Source organism: Streptomyces sp. NPDC005955, assembly GCF_042871255.1.
In the GTDB taxonomy this organism is placed as follows: domain Bacteria; phylum Actinomycetota; class Actinomycetes; order Streptomycetales; family Streptomycetaceae; genus Streptomyces.
In genome coordinates this window covers 1-19,134 of the sequence record NZ_JBIAIF010000007.1, presented here as the reverse complement: position 1 = coordinate 19,134, position 19,134 = coordinate 1, and the positions used below count along the sequence as shown (strand labels likewise).

The 19,134-nt window shown below is 72.2% G+C and carries 20 protein-coding genes; 7 read left to right on the top strand and 13 right to left on the bottom strand.

What is annotated here, in order from left to right; translation table 11 throughout:
* Positions 1-16: 16 nt before the first annotated feature.
* From ACFYOU_RS18475 to ACFYOU_RS18465, 3 genes are all read left to right on the top strand, one after another.
* Positions 17-910, top strand: coding sequence for an NAD(P)-binding domain-containing protein (locus ACFYOU_RS18475; protein ID WP_391306855.1), 894 nt, complete (start codon positions 17-19; stop codon positions 908-910).
* Between the two features lie 63 nt (positions 911-973).
* Positions 974-1,237 (top strand): hypothetical protein, encoded by a 264-nt coding sequence (locus tag ACFYOU_RS18470; RefSeq protein WP_391306853.1) that lies wholly within the window; start codon positions 974-976, stop codon positions 1,235-1,237.
* Complete coding sequence (locus tag ACFYOU_RS18465) at positions 1,234-1,389, top strand: hypothetical protein (protein WP_391306851.1); 156 nt, start codon at positions 1,234-1,236, stop codon at positions 1,387-1,389. The genes ACFYOU_RS18470 and ACFYOU_RS18465 overlap by 4 nt, the downstream gene beginning before the upstream one ends.
* A gap of 73 nt (positions 1,390-1,462) precedes the next feature.
* On the opposite strand, the gene hemB is transcribed toward ACFYOU_RS18465, so the two are convergent.
* The 6 genes from hemB to ACFYOU_RS18435 form a co-directional block, all read right to left on the bottom strand.
* A complete protein-coding gene (hemB, locus tag ACFYOU_RS18460) occupies positions 1,463-2,458 on the bottom strand; it encodes a porphobilinogen synthase (RefSeq protein ID WP_389768665.1) in 996 nt (331 codons plus the stop codon).
* Positions 2,459-2,644: 186 nt separating this feature from the next.
* Positions 2,645-4,339, bottom strand: a complete 1,695-nt coding sequence (locus ACFYOU_RS18455) for a uroporphyrinogen-III synthase (protein ID WP_389768667.1) — start codon at positions 4,337-4,339, stop codon at positions 2,645-2,647.
* Positions 4,336-5,295 carry a hydroxymethylbilane synthase gene (hemC, locus tag ACFYOU_RS18450; protein ID WP_389768669.1) on the bottom strand — a complete coding sequence of 320 codons (960 nt, stop codon included), beginning with the start codon at positions 5,293-5,295 and terminating at the stop codon, positions 4,336-4,338. The genes ACFYOU_RS18455 and hemC overlap by 4 nt, the downstream gene beginning before the upstream one ends.
* Positions 5,292-6,851 (bottom strand): glutamyl-tRNA reductase, encoded by a 1,560-nt coding sequence (locus ACFYOU_RS18445; RefSeq protein WP_391306848.1) that lies wholly within the window; start codon positions 6,849-6,851, stop codon positions 5,292-5,294. The genes hemC and ACFYOU_RS18445 overlap by 4 nt, the downstream gene beginning before the upstream one ends.
* The gene (locus ACFYOU_RS18440; RefSeq protein WP_389768674.1) at positions 6,848-7,642 is read right to left on the bottom strand and encodes a redox-sensing transcriptional repressor Rex; all 795 of its coding nucleotides are present in this window, start codon (positions 7,640-7,642) and stop codon (positions 6,848-6,850) included. The genes ACFYOU_RS18445 and ACFYOU_RS18440 overlap by 4 nt, the downstream gene beginning before the upstream one ends.
* A gap of 520 nt (positions 7,643-8,162) precedes the next feature.
* The gene (locus tag ACFYOU_RS18435; protein ID WP_389768676.1) at positions 8,163-8,450 is read right to left on the bottom strand and encodes a glutaredoxin family protein; all 288 of its coding nucleotides are present in this window, start codon (positions 8,448-8,450) and stop codon (positions 8,163-8,165) included.
* A gap of 234 nt (positions 8,451-8,684) precedes the next feature.
* Here ACFYOU_RS18435 and ACFYOU_RS18430 point away from each other — a divergent pair, with 234 nt between their 5' ends.
* The 3 genes from ACFYOU_RS18430 (at position 8,685) to ACFYOU_RS18420 (ending at position 12,539) form a co-directional block, all read left to right on the top strand.
* Positions 8,685-9,638, top strand: coding sequence for an HAD-IB family hydrolase (locus tag ACFYOU_RS18430; RefSeq protein ID WP_391306846.1), 954 nt, complete (start codon positions 8,685-8,687; stop codon positions 9,636-9,638).
* 365 nt (positions 9,639-10,003) lie between these two features.
* Positions 10,004-10,849: an ECF subfamily RNA polymerase sigma factor, BldN family gene (locus ACFYOU_RS18425; protein WP_389768681.1), complete on the top strand. Its 846-nt coding sequence runs from the start codon at positions 10,004-10,006 to the stop codon at positions 10,847-10,849.
* 328 nt (positions 10,850-11,177) lie between these two features.
* On the top strand, positions 11,178-12,539 hold the full coding sequence (locus ACFYOU_RS18420) for a DUF5667 domain-containing protein (RefSeq protein ID WP_391306844.1): 1,362 nt from the start codon (positions 11,178-11,180) through the stop codon (positions 12,537-12,539).
* A 61-nt stretch (positions 12,540-12,600) separates the two neighbouring features.
* On the opposite strand, the gene ACFYOU_RS18415 is transcribed toward ACFYOU_RS18420, so the two are convergent.
* From ACFYOU_RS18415 to ACFYOU_RS18385, 7 genes are all read right to left on the bottom strand, one after another.
* Positions 12,601-13,638 carry a 1-acyl-sn-glycerol-3-phosphate acyltransferase gene (locus ACFYOU_RS18415; protein ID WP_391306843.1) on the bottom strand — a complete coding sequence of 346 codons (1,038 nt, stop codon included), beginning with the start codon at positions 13,636-13,638 and terminating at the stop codon, positions 12,601-12,603.
* Positions 13,639-13,697: 59 nt separating this feature from the next.
* The gene (locus tag ACFYOU_RS18410; protein ID WP_385494892.1) at positions 13,698-14,750 is read right to left on the bottom strand and encodes an NAD-dependent epimerase/dehydratase family protein; all 1,053 of its coding nucleotides are present in this window, start codon (positions 14,748-14,750) and stop codon (positions 13,698-13,700) included.
* A 329-nt stretch (positions 14,751-15,079) separates the two neighbouring features.
* Positions 15,080-15,178: a 30S ribosomal protein bS22 gene (locus ACFYOU_RS18405; protein WP_003948845.1), complete on the bottom strand. Its 99-nt coding sequence runs from the start codon at positions 15,176-15,178 to the stop codon at positions 15,080-15,082.
* Positions 15,179-15,317: 139 nt separating this feature from the next.
* Positions 15,318-15,527 (bottom strand): helix-turn-helix domain-containing protein, encoded by a 210-nt coding sequence (locus ACFYOU_RS18400; RefSeq protein WP_351249121.1) that lies wholly within the window; start codon positions 15,525-15,527, stop codon positions 15,318-15,320.
* Between the two features lie 128 nt (positions 15,528-15,655).
* Complete coding sequence (locus ACFYOU_RS18395; protein ID WP_389768691.1) at positions 15,656-16,471, bottom strand: phosphatase; 816 nt, start codon at positions 16,469-16,471, stop codon at positions 15,656-15,658.
* Between the two features lie 107 nt (positions 16,472-16,578).
* Positions 16,579-17,751 (bottom strand): acetoin utilization protein AcuC, encoded by a 1,173-nt coding sequence (locus ACFYOU_RS18390; RefSeq protein ID WP_391306840.1) that lies wholly within the window; start codon positions 17,749-17,751, stop codon positions 16,579-16,581.
* Between the two features lie 56 nt (positions 17,752-17,807).
* Positions 17,808-18,452 (bottom strand): HAD family hydrolase, encoded by a 645-nt coding sequence (locus ACFYOU_RS18385; RefSeq protein ID WP_385494889.1) that lies wholly within the window; start codon positions 18,450-18,452, stop codon positions 17,808-17,810.
* 94 nt (positions 18,453-18,546) lie between these two features.
* Here ACFYOU_RS18385 and ACFYOU_RS18380 point away from each other — a divergent pair, with 94 nt between their 5' ends.
* The gene (locus ACFYOU_RS18380) at positions 18,547-19,035 is read left to right on the top strand and encodes a hypothetical protein (RefSeq protein WP_391306838.1); all 489 of its coding nucleotides are present in this window, start codon (positions 18,547-18,549) and stop codon (positions 19,033-19,035) included.
* Positions 19,036-19,134 lie beyond the last annotated feature (99 nt).

Sequence of the window (19,134 nt, the reverse complement as noted above, 5' to 3'; positions counted from 1 at the left end):
TCAGAGGAATTCCACGATGTCCGAGTTCACCGCCACCCCCGCTTCCGCTCCCGCCCGCGTTTCCGTTATCGGACTTGGCTTGATGGGCTCGGCCCTCGCCGCCGCCCTCCTCAAAGCGGGCCATCAAGTGACGGTGTGGAACCGAAGTCAGGCGAAGGTCGGAATACTCGCCGCCCAGGGGGCGATTCCCGCGGATTCCCCGGCCGCGGCGATAGCAGCCAGCGACCTGACCATCCTGTGCCTCACCACCTACGACAACGTCAGCGAACTCCTGGAGCCGATCGCCGACTCCCTCGCCGGCCGCGTCCTCGCCAACCTCACCAACGGCACCCCCGACCAGGCCCGCACCCTCGCCGCCTGGGTCGGGGCACAGGGCGCCGCCTACCTCGACGGCGGCATCATGGCCGTCCCCCAGATGATCGCCACGCCCGCCGGATACGTCCTCTACAGCGGCGACGAGCAGGCCTACGAGACGCACCGCGCCACCCTGGCCGCGCTCGGCGGCACCCGCTGGACCGGCACCGACCCCGGATTCGCCGCCCTGTACGACATGTCCCTGCTCACCGGCATGTACGGCATGATCACGGGCATCAGCCAGGCGTTCGCCGTGATGCGCTCGGCGGACGTCCCCGCGGCCGAGTTCGGCCCCCTGCTGGAGAGCTGGGTCATCGCGATGACCCAGGGCCTCGTCGCCGACTACTCCCAGGCCCTCGACTCCGGTGACCACCTCACCGACGTCGCCAGCCTCGGCATGCAGGCACCCGCCTTCGACAACCTCATGGACCTCTACCGCGCCCAGGGCATCAGCACCGAGCTCTTCGAACCCCTGGCCGCACTCCTCAAGCGCTCCGTCGAAGAAGGCCACGCAGCCGACGGACTGTCCCGCCTCGCGGAACTCGTCCGAAAGTAACTCCCCCAACGACAAACGAATTCCCAGAGGGCGGGCGCGAATACGTCAACAGCAACTCAATGCATGGCGAAACAGAGCCGCCTAGTGGTCCACTCTCCTTCTCGCGGCCGGCGCACCGGCAGCCACCGCCACCATGACGATCGGTTCGAATACGGGAACAGCCGGTACGGACCGACCATCACCGCCAAGGTGAACGGCGCCGTCGCCGCACAGGGAACCTGGATCGTCGATCCGATCGACGGGCACCCAGGGGACACCATCGACGTGACGGACCTCAGGACGGACGGCCAGCACATCACCGGCTGCCTCACCGGACGAACTACGTGATCGAGCGCACCGCCACGACCAAGGGGAAGCCCGCCCCCAGCAACACCCGGGCGAGCGGGGACCTGATCGAGGGCAGCAAGGGGAAGTTCTACCTCTGCTACGGGACCGACGCCCACGACGTCTGCTCCCTCGCCATCGACGTCCACGCCTGATCCCCCCACACGGGTCGGGCCCGGCGACACCGTGGTGTCGCCGGGCCCGACCCGGTCAGCGCCCCGCGCGACCTCAGCCCCGCAACCCCCGCGCCACCTCCGTGGCCCAGTACGTGAGGATCACGCTCGCGCCGGCCCGCTTGATGCCGAGCAGCGACTCCAGGATCGCCCGCTCCCGGTCGATCCACCCCTTCTCCGCCGCCGCCTCGATCATCGCGTACTCACCGGAGATCTGGTACGCGGCCACCGGCACGTCCACCGCGCCCGCGACCCGCGCCAACACGTCCAGGTACGGACCCGCCGGCTTGACCATCACCAGGTCCGCGCCCTCCGCCAGGTCCAGCGCCAACTCCCGCATCGACTCACGGACGTTCGCCGGGTCCTGCTGGTACGTCTTGCGGTCACCGGTCAGCGAGGAACCGACCGCCTCCCGGAACGGACCGTAGAACGCGGACGCGTACTTCGCCGTGTACGCGAGGACCGCCACGTCGTCCCGGTCGATCTGGTCGAGCGCGTCGCGCACCACCCCGACCTGACCGTCCATCATCCCGCTGGGCCCCACCACATGGGCCCCCGCGTCCGCCTGCACCTGCGCCATCTCGGCGTAGCGCTCCAACGTCGCGTCGTTGTCGACCCGGCCCTGCGCGTCGAGCACCCCGCAGTGACCGTGGTCGGTGACCTCGTCCAGACACAGGTCCGACATCACCAGCAGGTCGTCCCCGACTTCGGAGCGCACGGCGCGCAGCGCCACCTGGAGGATGCCGTCCGGGTCGGTCCCCGGGGTCCCCAGCGCGTCCTTCTTGCCCTCCTCGGGCACCCCGAACAGCATGATCCCGGACACCCCGGCCCCCACCGCGTCCACCGCGGCCTTGCGCAGGCTGTCCAGGGTGTGCTGGTACACCCCGGGCATCGACCGGATCGCCACCGGCTCGTTGACGCCCTCCCGCACGAACGCGGGCAGCACCAGGTCCGCGGGGTCCAACCGGGTCTCGGCGACCATCCGGCGCATCACCGCGGTCGACCGCAGCCGCCGGGGACGCACCCCGGGGAAAGAACCGTACTCACTCACGACAACACCAGCTCCGTACCGTCACGGCCCGGGGCGTGTGCCCCGGGTCCCGGATCGGCCCCGGTCGAACGCGGCCCGCCCCCGCCACGGCCGACGGGCCCGGCGACCGCCGCTGGGGGCGGGCCGGGCCCGCCCCTGGCGGTTCGGGCGGACCCCCGCCACGGGGCGTCCGCACTGCACTCCAACCTACGGGGTGGCGCGCCTGCGCCGCGCCCCGGGCCGCCGCTCGCTGGGCCGGGTCACGTGTTCGCCCGCCTCCACCGCGGCGTCCCGCCGGGCCGCACCGAAGTCGGCCAGCGCGGCGGCCAACTTGTGCACGGACGGCTCCGGAGCCATCACGTCCACCCGCAAGCCGTGCTCCTCCGCCGTCTTCGCGGTGGCGGGGCCGATGCAAGCGATGACGGTGACGTTGTGCGGCTTCCCGGCGATGCCGACCAGGTTCCGCACCGTCGAGGACGAGGTGAACAGCACCGCGTCGAAGCCGCCGCCCTTGATCGCCTCCCGGGTGTCCGCCGGCGGCGGCGACGCCCGCACGGTCCGGTAGGCCGTGACGTCGTCCACCTCCCAACCGAGCTCGATCAGCCCGGCCACCAGCGTCTCGGTGGCGATGTCGGCCCGCGGCAGGAACACCCGGTCGATCGGGTCGAACACCGGGTCGTACGGCGGCCAGTCCTCCAGCAGACCGGCGGCCGACTGCTCGCCGCTCGGCACCAGGTCCGGCTTGACGCCGAACGCGACCAGCGCGGCGGCGGTCTGCTCGCCGACCGCGGCGACCTTGATCCCCGCGAACGCCCGCGCGTCGAGCCCGTACTCCTCGAACTTCTCCCGGACCGCCTTCACCGCGTTGACGGAGGTGAACGCGATCCACTCGTAGCGGCCGGTGACCAGGCCCTTGACGGCCCGCTCCATCTGCTGCGGGGTCCGCGGCGGCTCCACCGCGATGGTGGGCACCTCGTGCGGCACCGCACCGTAGGAACGCAACTGGTCGGAGAGCGACGCCGCCTGCTCCTTGGTCCGCGGCACCAGCACCCGCCAGCCGAACAGCGGCTTGGACTCGAACCACGACAGACGGTCCCGCTGGGCCGCGGCCGAACACTCGCCGACCACGGCTATCACCGGGCGGCCCCCGTCCGGCGCGGGCAGCACCTTCGCCTGCTTCAGGGCCTGCGCGATCGTCCCGAGCGTCGCCGACCAGGTCCGCTGGCGGGTCGTCGTCCCGCCCACGGTCACCGTCAACGGGGTGTCCGGCTTGCGGCCCGCCGCGACGAGTTCGCCCGCCGCCGCGGCCACCGTCTCCAACGTCGCCGAGACCACCAGGGTCCCGTCCGACGCCCCGACCTCGGACCAACAGCGCTCGGACGCGGTCCGCGCGTCCACGAACCGCACGTCGGTGCCCTGCTCGTCACGCAACGGCACCCCCGCGTACGCGGGCACCCCGACGGCGGCGGCGATCCCGGGCACCACTTCGAAGGGCACCCCGCCGGACGCGCAGACCAGCATCTCGCCGGCCGCGTACGTGTCGAGGCCGGGGTCACCCGACACCGCGCGCACGACCCGCTTGCCGCCCCGGGCGGCCTCCATGACAAGATTGGCCGTGTCCCTCAACACGGGACCACCGACGGCAGTTGACGCCCCGTCAGCAGCCTGGTCCGGTGCGCCCGAGGGCGACCGGGGCGAGGCCGCGTCCAGGACGGTGACACCCACCCTGGCGTGCGCCCGGACCACGTCGAGCACATCGGGCTCGGCGATCAGTACGTCCGCACCCGCGAGCGCCTCCACGGCGCGCAGGGTCAGCAGCCCCGGATCACCCGGTCCGGCACCCAGGAAGGTGACGTGCCCGTGTGCGGGAACGGCGAAATGGTTCGAGGCGGTGGGGCTCAAAGTGCTCGCTCCCCCATCAGACCGGCCGCGCCCTTGGCCAGCATCTCGGTCGCGAGTTCGCGACCGAGCGCCATGGCCTGCTCCTGCGTGGAGGGCACGGGACCGGTGGTGGACAGCTGCACCAGCGTCGAGCCGTCGGTCGTACCGACGACACCGCGCAGGCGCATCTCCTTGACAATCTGCCCGTCGGCCAACAGGTCGGCCAGCGCCCCGACAGGGGCACTGCAACCGGCCTCCAGGGCGGCGAGCAGGGAACGCTCGGCGGTCACGGCGGCCCGCGTCAACGGGTCGTCCAGTTCCGCGAGCACGGCGACGAGCGACGCGTCCTGCGCGGCACACTCGATCGCCAGGGCCCCCTGGCCGGGGGCGGGCAGCACCGTGTCGACGGACAGGAAGTCGGTGACCTCACCGATCCGGCCGATCCGGTGCAGTCCGGCGGCGGCGAGCACGACGGCGTCGAGCTCCCCGTCCCGTACGTATCCGATGCGCGTGTCCACGTTCCCGCGGATCGCGACCGTCTCGACGGTCATCCCGTGATCCCGGGCGTACGCGTTGAGCTGCGCCATCCGACGCGGCGAACCGGTACCGATCCGCGCCCCGCTCGGCAGCTCGGGGAAGGTGAGCCCGTCGCGGGCCACCAACACGTCCCGCGGGTCCTCGCGCTCCGGCACGGCCGCCAGCACGAGCCCCTCGGCGGGAGCCGTCGGCAGGTCCTTCAGCGAGTGCACCGCGAAGTCCACCTCGCCGCGCAACAGCGCCTCGCGCAGCGTCGCCACGAACACGCCGGTGCCACCGATCTGCGCCAGGTGCTCGCGCGAGGTGTCGCCGTACGTGGTGATCTCGACCAGTTCGACGTCCCGGCCGGTCAACTCCCGGACGGCCCGGGCCACGAGTCCGGACTGGGCGGTGGCGAGCTTGCTGCGCCTGGTCCCCAGCCTCAGTGCCTTCTCAGTCATGCGCGTCCTCGGTTCCTGCCGTTCGTGACGTTCGGGGGGACACCGGTGACGTCCAGGGGTACGCCAGCGATGCCCTGGGGGGCGCCCGTGCGGCCGGGTACTTCGGCGAGCCGGGCGAGGTGGGCCGCGCCCGACACCTCGATTCCCGACTCACCGCGCGGGTCGGTGTCGTTCCACCGGGGCCGCTCGGCGCGCGAAACGGAGGCGACGGCCTCCGGGTCCAGGTCGAACAGGGTGCGCAGCGCGTCCGCGTACCCCGCGCCACCGGGTTCGGCGGCGAGCTGCTTGATCCGTACGGTCGGCGCGTGCAACAGCTTGTCGACCACGCGCTTGACGGTCTGGGTGATCTCCGCGCGTTCCTTGTCGGCGAGATCGGGCAGCCGCCCTTCCAGGCGGGCGATCTCCCCGGCGACGACGTCGGCGGCCATGGTGCGCAGCGCGACCACGGTGGGGGTGATGTGCGCGGCCCGCTGGGCGGCGCCGAAGGTCTCGACCTCGGCGGAGACGATCGTGCGGACCTGGTCGACGTCGGCGGCCATCGGAGCGTCCGCGGACGCCTCGGCCAGCGACTCGATGTCGACGAGCCGGACCCCTTCGAGGTCGTGCACCGCCGCGTCGACGTCCCGGGGCATCGCCAGGTCGAGCAGCACCGGCGAGGTGGCGGGCGCTCCGGACACGGCGTCCTCGACGGCGCGCCCGGCGATGGCGTCGGCCACGTCCTGTGCCGTCAGCACCAGCCCGGCCGCCCCGGTGCAGGACACCACGACGTCTGCACGTGTCAGCTCCGCGGCCACCTTGTCCATCGGGACGGCCCGGGCGGACACGCCCGTGCCTCCGGGTTCGCCGAGGATCGCCACCAGGCGCTCGGCGCGGTCCAGGGTCCGGTTGGCGACGACGACCTCGGCGACGCCCGCGCGCGCCAGGGTCGCGGCGGCCAGCGAGGACATCGAACCGGCCCCGATGACCAGGGCCCGCTTGCCCTGCGCCCAGGCGGTGAGCGACGCGGCGGCGTCCCCCGCCACCGGGTCGGTGTCGGCGAACTGCTGGAGCCCGAAGGTGACGAGCGACTGCCCGGCCCGGTCGATCCCGGTCTCGGAGTGGGCGCGCTTGCCGACCCGCAGCGACTGCTGGAAGAGGTCGTTGAGCAGCCGCCCGGCGGTGTGCAGGTCCTGGGAGACGGCGAGGGCGTCCTTGATCTGCGCGAGGATCTGCCCCTCCCCGACGACCATCGAGTCGAGTCCGCAGGCCACCGAGAACAGGTGGTGAACGGCCCGGTCCTCGTAGTGGACGTACAGGTGGGGGGTCAGCTCGTCCAGCCCGACGCCGCTGTGCCGGGCGAGCAGGGTGGACAGCTCGGCGACGCCCGCGTGGAACTTGTCGACGTCCGCGTACAGCTCGATGCGGTTGCAGGTGGCGAGGACGGCGGCCTCGGCCGTGGGTTCGGTGGCCAGGGCGTCGTGCAGCAGCTCGCCCTGGCGCTGCCGGGACAGCGTGGCGCGCTCCAGCACGCTCACGGGCGCGGTGCGGTGACTCAGCCCGACGACGAGGAGACTCATGCCGGCATCACGGCGGGTACGTCCCCGTCGGGTCCCTTGCGCGGGGCGCGGGCGCCCTCGGCCACCGCGTCGGTGCCCTTGGCGGGCTCCTCGGCGGCGTCGGCCGCCTCGGCCGCTTCGGTCAGTTCCTCCCCGGCCTTGCGCTGCTCGTGGAAGGCGAGGATCTGGAGTTCGATGGAGAGGTCGACCTTGCGCACGTCGACGCCGTCCGGAACGCTCAGGACGGTCGGCGCGAAGTTGAGGATGGACGTCACCCCGGCGGCGACGAGGCGCTCGCACACCTGCTGCGCGGCCCCGGCGGGCGTGGCGATGACCCCGATGGAGACCCCGTTCTCATCGATGATCTTCTCCAGCTCATCGGTGTGCTGGACGGGGATGCCGGCGACCGGCTTGCCCGCCATCGCCGGATCGGCGTCGATGAGCGCGGCGACCCGGAACCCGCGGGAGGCGAACCCGCCGTAGTTGGCGAGCGCGGCGCCGAGGTTGCCGATGCCGACGATGACCACGGGCCAGTCCTGGGTCAGCCCCAGCTCGCGGGAGATCTGGTAGACGAGGTACTCGACGTCGTAGCCGACCCCGCGGGTGCCGTAGGAGCCGAGGTACGAGAAGTCCTTGCGGAGCTTGGCGGAGTTGACGCCCGCCGCCGCCGCCAACTCCTCCGAGGAAACCGTGGGAACCGAGCGCTCGGACAGCCCGTTGAGGGCACGGAGGTACAGCGGAAGCCGGGCGACGGTGGCCTCGGGAATCCCTCGGCTACGGGTCGCCGGTCGGTGTGTTCGGCCAGTTGCCACGGTGCTCCTGCGGGTAGAGCGGGGCTGTGGGCGGCCGAGTGTGCCGGGACCGCCCCGTCGACAGAAGGCTATGTCTTTGTGAACGCGTGCACAAAGATGGTGTCCGATTTGCCCGGCCAACGTGACCGGGGTCACGCACTCTCGACGCACGTTCCGGGAACCGACGCACGGACACCCAGAACGCTCACCTGAAGGGGGCAAAGCGGAACACACTCCTCAACACAACCCCGCCCCCCGAAGTCGAACCGAAGCCAAGCGGCATCCGAACAGCCACGATCGTAACCCGTCCTTTAGCCCTAAAGTGCCCACTCGGTCCCGAATCGCCCCGTGACGGACACCCGTTTCCGGCCAACCCCCGCCCGCCCCACGGGAATCACCCTCCACACCCGCCCCGAGCACCCCACATCACACCGGACGCACCCGCCCCCGCCGGCACCTCGACACCGGACCCGCCCGACCGGAACGCGCACAGCACCCCCGCAGCCCCGCAGTCCCGCCCTCCGGCCAGCCGATCAGCCCGTCAGCCCGTCAGCGCTCGGCGCAACCGGTCCTCGCGGACCCGCCAGAAGTCGTGCTGCGCACCGTCCACGAGCACCACCGGGATCTGCTCCGCGTACAAACGGTGCAGCTCCTCGTCCTGGGTGATGTCCTTCGACTCCCAGGTGGCCCCCAGCTCCCCGCACACCTTCTCGATCACGGCCTGCGCGTCCTCGCACAGATGGCACCCGGGCTTGCCGATCAGCGTCACGACACGCTCGGCGGGCGGCTTCTTCTGGGTACGTCGAAAGAGCGGACTCATAGGGGCCATTCTCACCCCGCGCCCCGACACCCGACCCCCGCCCGGGCCACCCGCATGCGGGCCACCCGCGGGCGGAGCCGGTCCGCCGCCCCGCACCGAACCGGAACCGACGGCGGCACCGGGAACGCGGCGCCGAACCCCACCCCCACCACCCGCGGCGCCGAACGCCCCGGCCACCCGCGGTTCACCGCCCCGCCCCCGGGCGGGCGGGGCGCCTCCGAACAAACTGGCTATGCTCACGGCATGGCCGCTCTTCGATGGCTCACCCCCCGTAGGCGCTCCGCCACGGCACGGAGCGTGCTGGCAGGCGAGGCGTCGGCGGAGGCCGCCCGCAAGTCCTCGACCGACCTCGAACCCACCCCGGACGCGCCCTCCGAGGAGACCGCCGGGACGGCCCCCGAGGCGGAGTTCCCCGTCGTGGGCGACCAGCGCGCCGCCGCCTTCTTCGACCTCGACAACACCGTGATGCAGGGCGCCGCCCTCTTCCACTTCGGCCGCGGACTGTACAAGCGGAAGTTCTTCGACACCCGCGAACTGACCCGGTTCGCCTGGCAGCAGACGTGGTTCCGGCTCGCCGGCGTCGAGGACCCCGAGCACATGCAGGACGCCCGCGACTCCGCACTGTCCATCGTCAAGGGCCACCGGGTCGCCGAGCTGATGTCGATCGGCGAGGAGATCTACGACGAGTACATGGCCGACCGCATCTGGCCGGGCACCCGCGCCCTCGCCCAGGCCCACCTGGACGCCGGCCAGAAGGTGTGGCTCGTCACCGCCGCCCCGGTCGAGATCGCCACGGTGATCGCCCGCCGGCTGGGCCTGACCGGTGCGCTCGGCACGGTCGCCGAGTCCGTCGGCGGGGTCTACACCGGCAAGCTCGTCGGCGAACCCCTGCACGGCCCGGCCAAGGCCGAAGCGGTGCGCGCGCTCGCCGGCGCCGAGGGCCTCGACCTGGGCCGGTGCGCCGCGTACAGCGACTCGCACAACGACATCCCCATGCTGTCCCTGGTCGGCCACCCCTACGCGATCAACCCGGACAGCAAGCTCCGCAAGCACGCCCGGGCCCGCGAATGGCGGCTGCGCGACTACCGCACGGGCCGCAAGGCGGCGAAGGTCGGCATCCCCGCGGCGGCCGGCGTGGGCGCCGTGGCGGGCGGCACCGCAGCGGCGATCGCCCTGCACCGCAAGACGCGCCGCTGACCCGACCCCGCGCCGCCCGCCGCCTGCGGCCCGTGGCCCGTGTCGGTGGGATCGCCCGTACCGCCACCCCTGCCACGGGCCCGCCCGGCAGGTGCACGAGGACGGCCCACCGACAGAATCCGCCACAACACACCCGGCTCTCACCCTCAAAGCGATCCATCTCGATCAACAATTGCTCACTCTCAGCTAGTTAATCGGACACGAAGCGAAACCAGAACCGCCGTATTCGATGATTTGAGCAACTGGGTGTAGCACCGCCTGTACGAAGCGTTATTCTCCTCAGACGCAACCGGTACCCACACGTCGCCACGACGGGTGAACGGTCCCGCACAGCACGTGATGCAAGCTCTGCCTCTGGGAGTCCCGTGTACCCACACGTCGGGGTTGACGCCTCGGGCCTGGCTACGCTGCGCGCAACGGTCCTCGACCACCTGCGCGGCTTCGTCCCCACCGCGTACGCCGTCCCCGCATACGCAGTCCCCGCACCACCCGCGCCATCCGTCCGTCGTCCGACCGACTGCCCCCGTCCCTCCGTCCGTCCGCCCCGGGCCCCCGGCCCGACCGGCCGCTGCTACGCCCTGGCCGACGGCAGCCCGACCGCCGTCACCCGCCGGGGTCGCGGCGGCACCACGACCACCGTCCGCCGCCCGGCGGCGGACAGCGACAGCGCCCGCATGATGGAGCTGGTCGAACGCGCCCAGTCCGGCGAGGCCGAGGCCTTCGGCCGGCTGTACGACCAGTACAGCGACACCGTCTACCGCTACATCTACTACCGCGTCGGCAGCAAGGCCACCGCCGAGGACCTCACCAGCGAGACCTTCCTGCGCGCCCTGCGCCGGATCGGCACGTTCACCTGGCAGGGCCGCGACTTCGGCGCCTGGCTGGTCACCATCGCCCGCAACCTCGTCGCCGACCACTTCAAGAGCAGCCGCTTCCGCCTCGAAGTGACCACCGGGGAGATGCTCGACGCCAACGAGGTCGAGCGCAGCCCCGAGGACTCCGTCCTGGAGGCCCTGTCCAACGCGGCGCTGCTCGAAGCAGTCCGCCGCCTCAACCCCCAGCAGCAGGAGTGCGTGACCCTCCGGTTCCTCCAGGGACTGTCGGTCGCCGAGACCGCCCGGGTCATGGGCAAGAACGAGGGCGCGATCAAGACCCTCCAGTACCGGGCGGTCCGCACCCTCGCCCGACTCCTCCCGGACGACGCCCGCTGAACCGGGGGTCACCTCCGCGGAGGACCTCCACGGAGAACGCCCCCGTACGCACCGCCCCGGCCGCCCCACCGGCCCCACCTGATCCGGGAAACCGATCCCGACACGGTACGCGACGATCAACTCACCATGCGTAAGCGACATTTGGCCGGCACGTCCGGTCGTCGCGCGTCCGTAACCGAAGTGCCGCGCCACTCGTTGTCCGGGATACAGGCTCCCCGTGGTCAACCCCGACCATCTCCGCTCCCTCGAACGGGTGGAAGCCCTCGGGGATTGGAACCCTCAGGACCCCCTGGGGAGTCGACCGTCATGACGAGAGGAGGTGCCGCCAGTGATCGCGAACGTATCGGCGCACCGGCGGGCGAACGCCTTCGCCCAGGCCCTGGAGGATTCGGGCCCGGGTACGCCCGGCCAGGCGGCCGAGCAGTCCGAGCCGCCGTACGAGCCGCAGTCCGAGCCACCCGGCCAGACCGGCCAGTCCGGCGAATCCGGGCGGCCCGAGCGGTCCGCCCGGGCGAACGACCAGCGGACCGAAGCCGCCCGCATGCTCACCCTGGCGAACGGCCTCACCGCCGTCCCCAGAGCCACCCTGGACCCCGAGGTCAAGGTCGTCCAGCGCGCCCAGCTCGTGGCCGCCATGGAGGCCATGCTGAGGGAGGGCGCAGGCGGTGGGGCCACGGACCCTTCGGTGCCCGAGCAGCGGACCCGCAAGGGGACGAAGGGCGCCCACCGGGCCGGACCGCTGCGAAAACTGCGCCCCCGCACCCGGCTGAGCAAGGGCCTCGCCGCCGGCGGCCTCACCATCAGCGTTGCTGCGGGCGCCCTGGGGGGCGTGGCCGCAGCGAGCGGCGACGCCCTGCCCGGTGACACCCTCTACGGCCTCAAACGGGGCATGGAGGACGTCAAGCGGGGCCTCGCCGACAGCGACACCGACCGCGGCGAGCTCTACCTCGACCAAGCGTCCACCCGGCTCCACGAAGCCCGCAGGCTCATGGACCGCGGACGCGGCGGCCACCTCGACCACGAGTCCGTCACCGAGGTCCGCCGCACCCTGAACGGCATGCGGCACGACGCCGCCGAGGGCCACCGCCTCCTGCTCGCCGCCTACGAACGCGACGGCTCGCTCGGACCCATCCAGGCGCTCTCCGCCTTCTCGCGCTCCCACCGCGACAGCTGGAGCACCCTCCGCGAAACCCTCCCCGTCCAACTCGGCGACGTCAGCGAACAGGTCAGCTCCGTCTTCGACGCCCTGGAACAGGAGGTCGAACCCCTGCGCTCCCTGCTGCCCCGACCCCCCGCACCCAGCGGCACCCCGGGCGGCCAAGGCCCCACCGCCGACCGCACCCCGACCGGCCCGCCCCCCGGCGGCGCCGAACGCACCGCACCCGCCCGCCCCAGCGGCGGCGAGAGCGGCGACACCCGGGAACGCGGCACCGGCGGCACCGGCGACCGCCCCGCACCCTCCGCGTCGAGCCCCGGCAAGGACGGCAAGAGCGGTGCGGACGGCAAGGACGGCGCCCTCATCGGCGGCGGCACCGGCGGACTGCTCGACCCGCCCCAAGGCCGCGACCCCGGCAACCCGACCGCGTCCGACAAGCCCTCCGCGGACCCCGAGCCGGACGTCACCCTCCCGCCGCTCCTCCCCGGTCTCCTCCCGGACCTCGGCATCGACGCCAAGGACACCCGCCCGTAAGCCACGGGGGTGGGTGGGGGCACCCTCGGGACACGCCCCCACCCACCGGAACACCGACCGCCTAGAAGAACACCGACCGCCGCTGCACCAACAGCTTGTACAGCGTGTGCTGGATCTGCTCCCGCACCTGATCGGTCAGATCGAACATCAACATCGGGTCCTCCGCCGCCTCCGGCGGATACCCGTCCGTCGGGATCGGCTCCCCGAACTGGATCGTCCACTTCGTCGGCAACGGCAACGCGCCCAGCGGACCCAGCCACGGGAACGTCGGCGTCAGCGGGAAGTACGGCACCCCCAGCAACCGCGCCAGCGTCTTCGCGTTCCCCAACATCGGGTAGATCTCCTCCGCCCCGACGATCGAGCACGGCACGATCGGCTTCCCCGCCCGCAACGCCGTCGACACGAACCCGCCCCGCCCGAACCGCTGGAGCTTGTACCGCTCCCCGAACGGCTTGCCGATGCCCTTGAACCCCTCCGGCATCACCCCGACCAACTCGTCGCGACGCAACAGCGCTTCCGCGTCCTGAGCACACGCCAAGGTGTGCCCGGCCTTCCGCGCCAACTCGTTGACCACCGGCAGCATGAACACCAGGTCCGCCGCCAACAGCCGCAGGTGCCGCCCCCGCGGATGGTGGTCGTGGACGGCCACCTGCATCATCAACCCGTCCAACGGCAACGTCCCCGAGTGGTTCGCGACGATCAGCGCACCCCCCTCGTCCGGGATGTTCTCGACACCGCGCACCTCGACCCGGAAGTACTTCTCGTACACCGGCCGCAGCAGCGACATCAGCACCTGATCGGTCAACTCCGCGTCGAACCCGAAGTCGTCGACCTCGTACTCACCGGTCAACCGTCGCCGCAGGAACGCCAACCCGCCGCTGATCCGCTCCTCCCAACCACCCGGCCGCCGCTCCTGCGCCCCGGCGCCCTCCCCTTCGTCACCGCGCGGACCGGGCTCCGCACCGGGCAGCGCCGTCACCTCCGCGGGCTCCTCCGGCGGGCCGGGGCGCCGCGCGGCGGGGGCCCGGCGCCGGGCCGCGCGCTGCGCACCGGTGCGCGACCGGTCGTCGTCGAACGGGATGACCTTGGCGTCCGCCATATCGTGCTGCACTCCTCCATCGGCACCCCCGCCACGGCCGTGGGCGTGGGCGCGCTGCGTCAGGTCCGGATGCCGCTCACCGGATCGGGCACCGTACGTCGCGCGACCCGGTCGACCACCCGGGCCAAGGCCGCGGGCGGCAGCAGTCCGGGCCCCCGGCTGCGCACGAAGTCCGCGAAGGTCTCCGCGGTCGTGTACCGGGGACGGTAGCCGAGGGTCTCGTGCAGTTGGCGCGTCGCCACGACCCGCCCGTGCGTCAGCAGCCGCACCTGCTCCGGCGAGAAGTCCGACAGGTTCAGCGCCCGCAGCGCCGACCCCGCCCACGTCACCGCCGGCAGCAGCGTCGGCACCGTGGGCCGCCCGAGCCGGCGCGCGCACTGCGACAACAGCAGCACCCCGTCACCGGCCACGTTGAACGTCCCGCTGTTCAGCGTCCCCGGCACCGGGTCGCCCGCGGCGATCCGCAGCACCTCGACCACGTCGTCCTCGTGCACGAACTGGAGCCGCGGGTCGTACCCGAACACCGTCGGCAGCACCGGCAGCGAGAAGTACCCGGTGAGCGGGGTGTCCAGCCGCGGCCCCAGGATGTTGGCGAACCGCAGCACGCACACCGCGACGTCCGGGCGACGCCGTGCGAAACCCCGTACGTACCCCTCGACCTCGACGGCGTCCTTGGCGAACCCGCCGCTCGGCAGGGACTTGGGGGGCGTCGTCTCGTCGAACACCGCCGGATCGCGCGGCGCCGAGCCGTACACGTTCGTCGACGACTTCACGACCAGCCGCCGCACCGTCGGCGACTTCTGGCACGCCCCGAGGAGCTGCATCGTCCCGATGACGTTGGTCTCCTTGAGCGCGGCCCGACCGCCACCGCCCGGCGGGGTGCCGGTGACGTCCAGGTGGACCACCGTGTCCACGGCGTGCTCGGCGAGGACCCGCCCGATCGCCGGCCGCCGGATGTCGGCGCGCACGAACACGGCGCCCTCCAGCGGGCTCGCCGGTTCCACGGCGTCCACCGCCACCACCCGCTCGACCTCCGGGTCCCCCAGGACGCGTCGGACGAACGCACCGCCCAACTGCCGGGCCGCCCCGGTCACGAGCACGACCTCGCCCACGTTCCGCGCCTGCCTTCCCCGCCTCCGCCGCACCACCGTGCCGCGTGCGGCCCGCCGTGCCCGGTCGTGACCCGACCGGTCCCTGGCCGCCACGTTAGCGGGTCGCCACCGGAGGCGGAGCTCCGTCCTGCCCCGGGACGACGGAAAGCGGACACCGCACGGAACGACTGTGGCCCTCCCACCGAAGTGGGAGGGCCACAGAGCGCCGTCGCGGCGCGACACGAAGCAGTTCCCGGAGGGGGCCCGCCGACGACCGCCACCGACACCCCGGGAGCAGTGCTCCCGGACCACCGGACGACCTGGGCCGACCGCTCCTCCGTGAAGGGGAACTACTTCTTGTTGCGACGCTGCACGCGAGTGCGCTTCAGCAGCTTGCGGTGCTTCTTCTTCGCCATCCGCTTGCGCCGCTTCTTGATTACAGAGCCCACGTCAACCCTCGCTCACTTCTGGGACAACCCCTGCTCAGCAGGGACAATCACTCGGTGCGGGGCTGCATTGGGGCCCACACGACCTACGAGGGGCTAGCCTACCCCGCCCGAGCTCCCAGTCTGTAATCGAGGGTGACGATCAGGCGGTGTCCACCCCCACATAGGAGTCGCGCAGGTACTCGTGAACGGCGTTCTCCGGAACTCGGAAGGACCTCCCCACCCTGATCGCGGGCAGATGACCGCTGTGCACCAACCGGTACACGGTCATCTTGGACACTCGCATCACCGAGGCGACTTCCGCCACGGTCAAGAACTGGACCTCGCTCAGAGGCCGATCGGCAGCAGCCATGACACACCTGAACCTTCCACACATGACGGGCACCGGCTTCCCCTCCGGTGACTCCTCGTCGCTGTGCGCTCACTCCCCAGACTAGGGGCGGGTGATGCGAGTGGGGAAGAGGAGCAGCGATCGGCGGCCTACTGTGACAGACACGCCCGTTTGAGTACATAGCGAGTGAGCGGCCGGTAGTAAACAGAGCGCGCAGCGTCATCGAGCGGCACCGCCACGGATACCTTCCCCTCCGCCTCCCCCACGAACAGCGCGGGATCGTCGGAATCCCCCAGGCCGATCGCGTCGAACCCCAGCTGACCTGCCCCGCAGACCCAACCGTGGTCCCCGACGACCAACCCGGGCAGCGGCCCTCCGGACGCCGCACAGGCCGCCAGCGCCACCCTCACGGGCAGCGGGGAATGGGTGTGCGCGCCGGTCTCACGCCCGGCGCACGGGGCATCGCGTTCCCGAACCAGTGCAACGCCCCGTACGTAGTCGAGACGATGCCCGCGTAGGCCGAACCGGGTCGTTATGTCGACAGAGTCACCGGCACCGGGGGTGAGGACTTCACATCCAGCCGCCGACAGGGCACCGGCCAAACTGGCGTAGAACTCCAACAGCCGGTCCGGGTGTCCGGTGCCCAACAGAACGGCCTCGCGCCGCCCGACCGCCACCGCGATCCGCTCCGCGAACCCGTCGAGCGCCGCGACCGTCCGCCGCGGGTCGATCACGTCCCGCCCGGTCCGGCACCCCGGGTCCCGCGACACCCCGCACCGGTCGGCCATCAGCGCCATCACCTGCGCCGCGTTCCACTCGCCGAGCGGGTCGAGACCGAGCAGCGCCCGCGGGTCCCGCTCGGCGAAGAGCCGGTACCTGCGCAGGCTCCCCTCCCGCGAGGTGCTGACCTCGCCGGCGAGCCCCGCCCCCACCACGTAGCCCCGTAGCCATCCCGCGCCCGTCATTCCGTCATGGTCCGTCACCCGGGGCCGTCGCGTACCCGGAACGCCCCCGCCCCCCTCGAACGGCCGAACCGACCGACCGCACCGCCGGACCGGGTACGGCCGGGCGGTCAGGCCAGCAGCCCGCGCAGCGGGAACGCGGCCCGCCGCGCGGCGAGCACGGCTTGGTCGAGCCGGTCGGCGGGGTCGTACCCGGCGTCCCAGTCGGCCCAACCGACGGGCCACCGACCGTCGGTCATCCGTCGCGGCCCCGGCGTCCTGGTCTTCGCGAAGACCTCCTGCCGCCACTCCTGCGGCACCTCGGCGGTCGGCTCCACGGGCGCCCCCGCGGCGATCCCCACCAGGTGCGTCCACGACCGCGGCACCACCTCGACCACCGCGTACCCGCCGCCCCCGAGGGCCACCCAGCGCCCGTCGGCGTAGGCGTGCGCCAGGTCGTGGCAGGCCAGCTGTACGGCCCGTTGGGCGTCCAGGGAGACGGCGAGGTGCGCCAGCGGGTCCTCGAAGTGCGTGTCGGCCCCGTGCTGGGTCACGAGGACCTGCGGACGGAACTCCGCGAGCAGTTCGGGCACCACCGCGTGGAAGGCCCGCAGCCACCCCCCGTCGCCGGTCCCCGCGGGCAGCGCGACGTTCACCGCCGACCCCGGGGCCGCGTCCCCGCCCGTCTCCTGGGGCCACCCGGTGCCCGGGAACAGCGTCCGCGGGTGTTCGTGCAGCGAGACGGTCAGCACCCGGGGGTCGTCCCAGAACGCGGTCTGGACGCCGTCCCCGTGGTGCACGTCCACGTCCACGTACGCGACCCGCTCGGCGCCCAGCTCCAGCAGCCGGGCGATCGCCAACGACGCGTCGTTGTACACGCAGAACCCCGCGGCGGCGCCCGGCATGGCGTGGTGCAGTCCGCCCGCGAAGTTCACCGCGTGCAGCGCGTCGCCCCGCCACACCGCCTCGGCCGCCCCCACCGACTGTCCGGCGATCAGCGCGGACACCTCGTGCATGCCCGCGAACGCCGGATCGTCCATGGTGCCGAGGCCGTACGAGCCGTCCGCGGAACCCGGGTCGGCGGAGACCGCCCGCACGGCGTCGATGTAGTCCTGACGGTGCACGAGCCGCAGCGTGGAGTCCCCGGCCCGCCCGGCGGCGACCGTCTCGATCCGCCGGTCCAGTGCGAAGGCCCGCACCAGGCTGCGCGTCAGATCCAGTCGCACCGGGTTCATCGGGTGATCCGGTCCGAAGTCGTAGCCCGTCACCGCTTCGTCCCACATCAACTGTGCGTGCCCGCTCATGCCGATCACCGTATCGGTCCGGCCGCGACGCCGACCGCAGGGGCGGCCCCCGGTGCTCAGTCCAGCAGCGCGTACAACTCCCGCATGTCCCCGAACAGCCCGGTGACGTCGCCGAGTCGTTCGGCGGGCATCATCGCGGTGAACCCGTACACGTCCATGCCGGCCGAGACCGCCGCCCGGACCCCGAGCGGGCTGTCCTCGATCACCACGCAGCGCTCGGGGGCCACGCCCATCTGCCGGGCCGCGTGCAGGAACAGGTCCGGCGCGGGCTTCCCCCGCCCCACGTCCTCCGCGCTGAAGACCCGCTCCGGGCCGAACCACCGGTCCAGCCCCGTCGTACGGTGGCCCACGCCGATCCGCTCGTGGCTGCCGGAGGAGGCGAGGCAGTAGGGGACGCCGTCGGCCACCAGCCGCTCCAGCACGTCGACGACCCCGGGTACGGGTTTCAGCTCCCGTACGAAGCCGGCCGCCGTCCGCGCCTGGATCTCGCGGTCGAAGTCCGCCGGCAGCCGCTGTCCGGTGCGCTCCTCGACCAGGTCGTGCACCCGGTGCACCGCGGCTCCCATGTAGTCCCGCAGCGAGTCCTCGTACGTGGTCGGGTGCCCCAGTTCGGTGAGGTAGGCCGCGAGGATGCGGTTGGCGAGCGGTTCGCTGTCCACGAGGACACCGTCGTTGTCGAAGACCACCAGTTCGTAGCGCATGCCTCCGAGCCTAAGGGTCGTCCGCAACTCCCCCCGCGTGGACGGCCCGTGGGGAGCACGGCCCGCTCGGCCGACGAGTTGGGATACTCCGGTCATGGGATCTTGGGGAACTTTAGGGCCGGCGTTGTTGTCGCTGGCGGGTGTGGCGCTCGGCGCGGGCGGGTCGCTGTTCGGCCAGTACATGGTGACGCGGGCGAGCACCCGGCAGCTCGACGTACAGGAGTCGGCTGCGCACCGGGCGGAGCTGAAGAACGTGATCCTCAAGTTCCTGAGCATCGCGTCGCAGGTGGAGAAGGCCGCGCTCACGCGCCCTGCTGCGGCCAGGACCGCGGCCGACCCCGTGCTCGACCAGCTCGTCGACGACTTGTGGCTCGCGCAGGCGGAGATCGACCTGGCGGCCAGGAGTGAACCCCTGCGGGGCGCCACGTTCCGCTTCGCGGCCCGCCTCGCTGAGGTCGCCCGGGGCGAGACGGCCGATGCCTCGGCACTGCGCGGGCCGCAGGTGCAGTTCATGGACGCCGCTTACGACGACCTGTGGCCCGGCCAGCGACGCGCGACCGGAGGTTCCCGTACGCCTCGGTAAGAGGGCAACAAAAAAGGAGTGGTTCCCCGACCCTAAGGTCGGGGAACCACTCCTTCTCATTCAAAATTTGTTCGGCGGCGTCCTACTCTCCCACAGGGT

Excerpts from the sequence above, each read along its gene's own strand:
- ACFYOU_RS18415 (WP_391306843.1), bottom strand. The coding sequence starts at position 13,638 with ATGGCGGACGCCAAGGTCATCCCGTTCGACGACGACCGGTCGCGCACC.
- ACFYOU_RS18395 (WP_389768691.1), bottom strand. The coding sequence starts at position 16,471 with ATGACGGGCGCGGGATGGCTACGGGGCTACGTGGTGGGGGCGGGGCTC.
- ACFYOU_RS18445 (WP_391306848.1), bottom strand. The coding sequence starts at position 6,851 with ATGAGTCTCCTCGTCGTCGGGCTGAGTCACCGCACCGCGCCCGTGAGC.
- ACFYOU_RS18380 (WP_391306838.1), top strand. The coding sequence starts at position 18,547 with ATGGGATCTTGGGGAACTTTAGGGCCGGCGTTGTTGTCGCTGGCGGGT.
- ACFYOU_RS18430 (WP_391306846.1), top strand. The coding sequence starts at position 8,685 with ATGGCCGCTCTTCGATGGCTCACCCCCCGTAGGCGCTCCGCCACGGCA.
- hemC (WP_389768669.1), bottom strand. The coding sequence starts at position 5,295 with ATGACTGAGAAGGCACTGAGGCTGGGGACCAGGCGCAGCAAGCTCGCC.
- ACFYOU_RS18400 (WP_351249121.1), bottom strand. The coding sequence starts at position 15,527 with ATGGCTGCTGCCGATCGGCCTCTGAGCGAGGTCCAGTTCTTGACCGTG.
- ACFYOU_RS18385 (WP_385494889.1), bottom strand. The coding sequence starts at position 18,452 with ATGCGCTACGAACTGGTGGTCTTCGACAACGACGGTGTCCTCGTGGAC.
- ACFYOU_RS18475 (WP_391306855.1), top strand. The coding sequence starts at position 17 with ATGTCCGAGTTCACCGCCACCCCCGCTTCCGCTCCCGCCCGCGTTTCC.
- ACFYOU_RS18390 (WP_391306840.1), bottom strand. The coding sequence starts at position 17,751 with ATGAGCGGGCACGCACAGTTGATGTGGGACGAAGCGGTGACGGGCTAC.
- ACFYOU_RS18470 (WP_391306853.1), top strand. The coding sequence starts at position 974 with ATGGCGAAACAGAGCCGCCTAGTGGTCCACTCTCCTTCTCGCGGCCGG.
- ACFYOU_RS18435 (WP_389768676.1), bottom strand. The coding sequence starts at position 8,450 with ATGGCCCCTATGAGTCCGCTCTTTCGACGTACCCAGAAGAAGCCGCCC.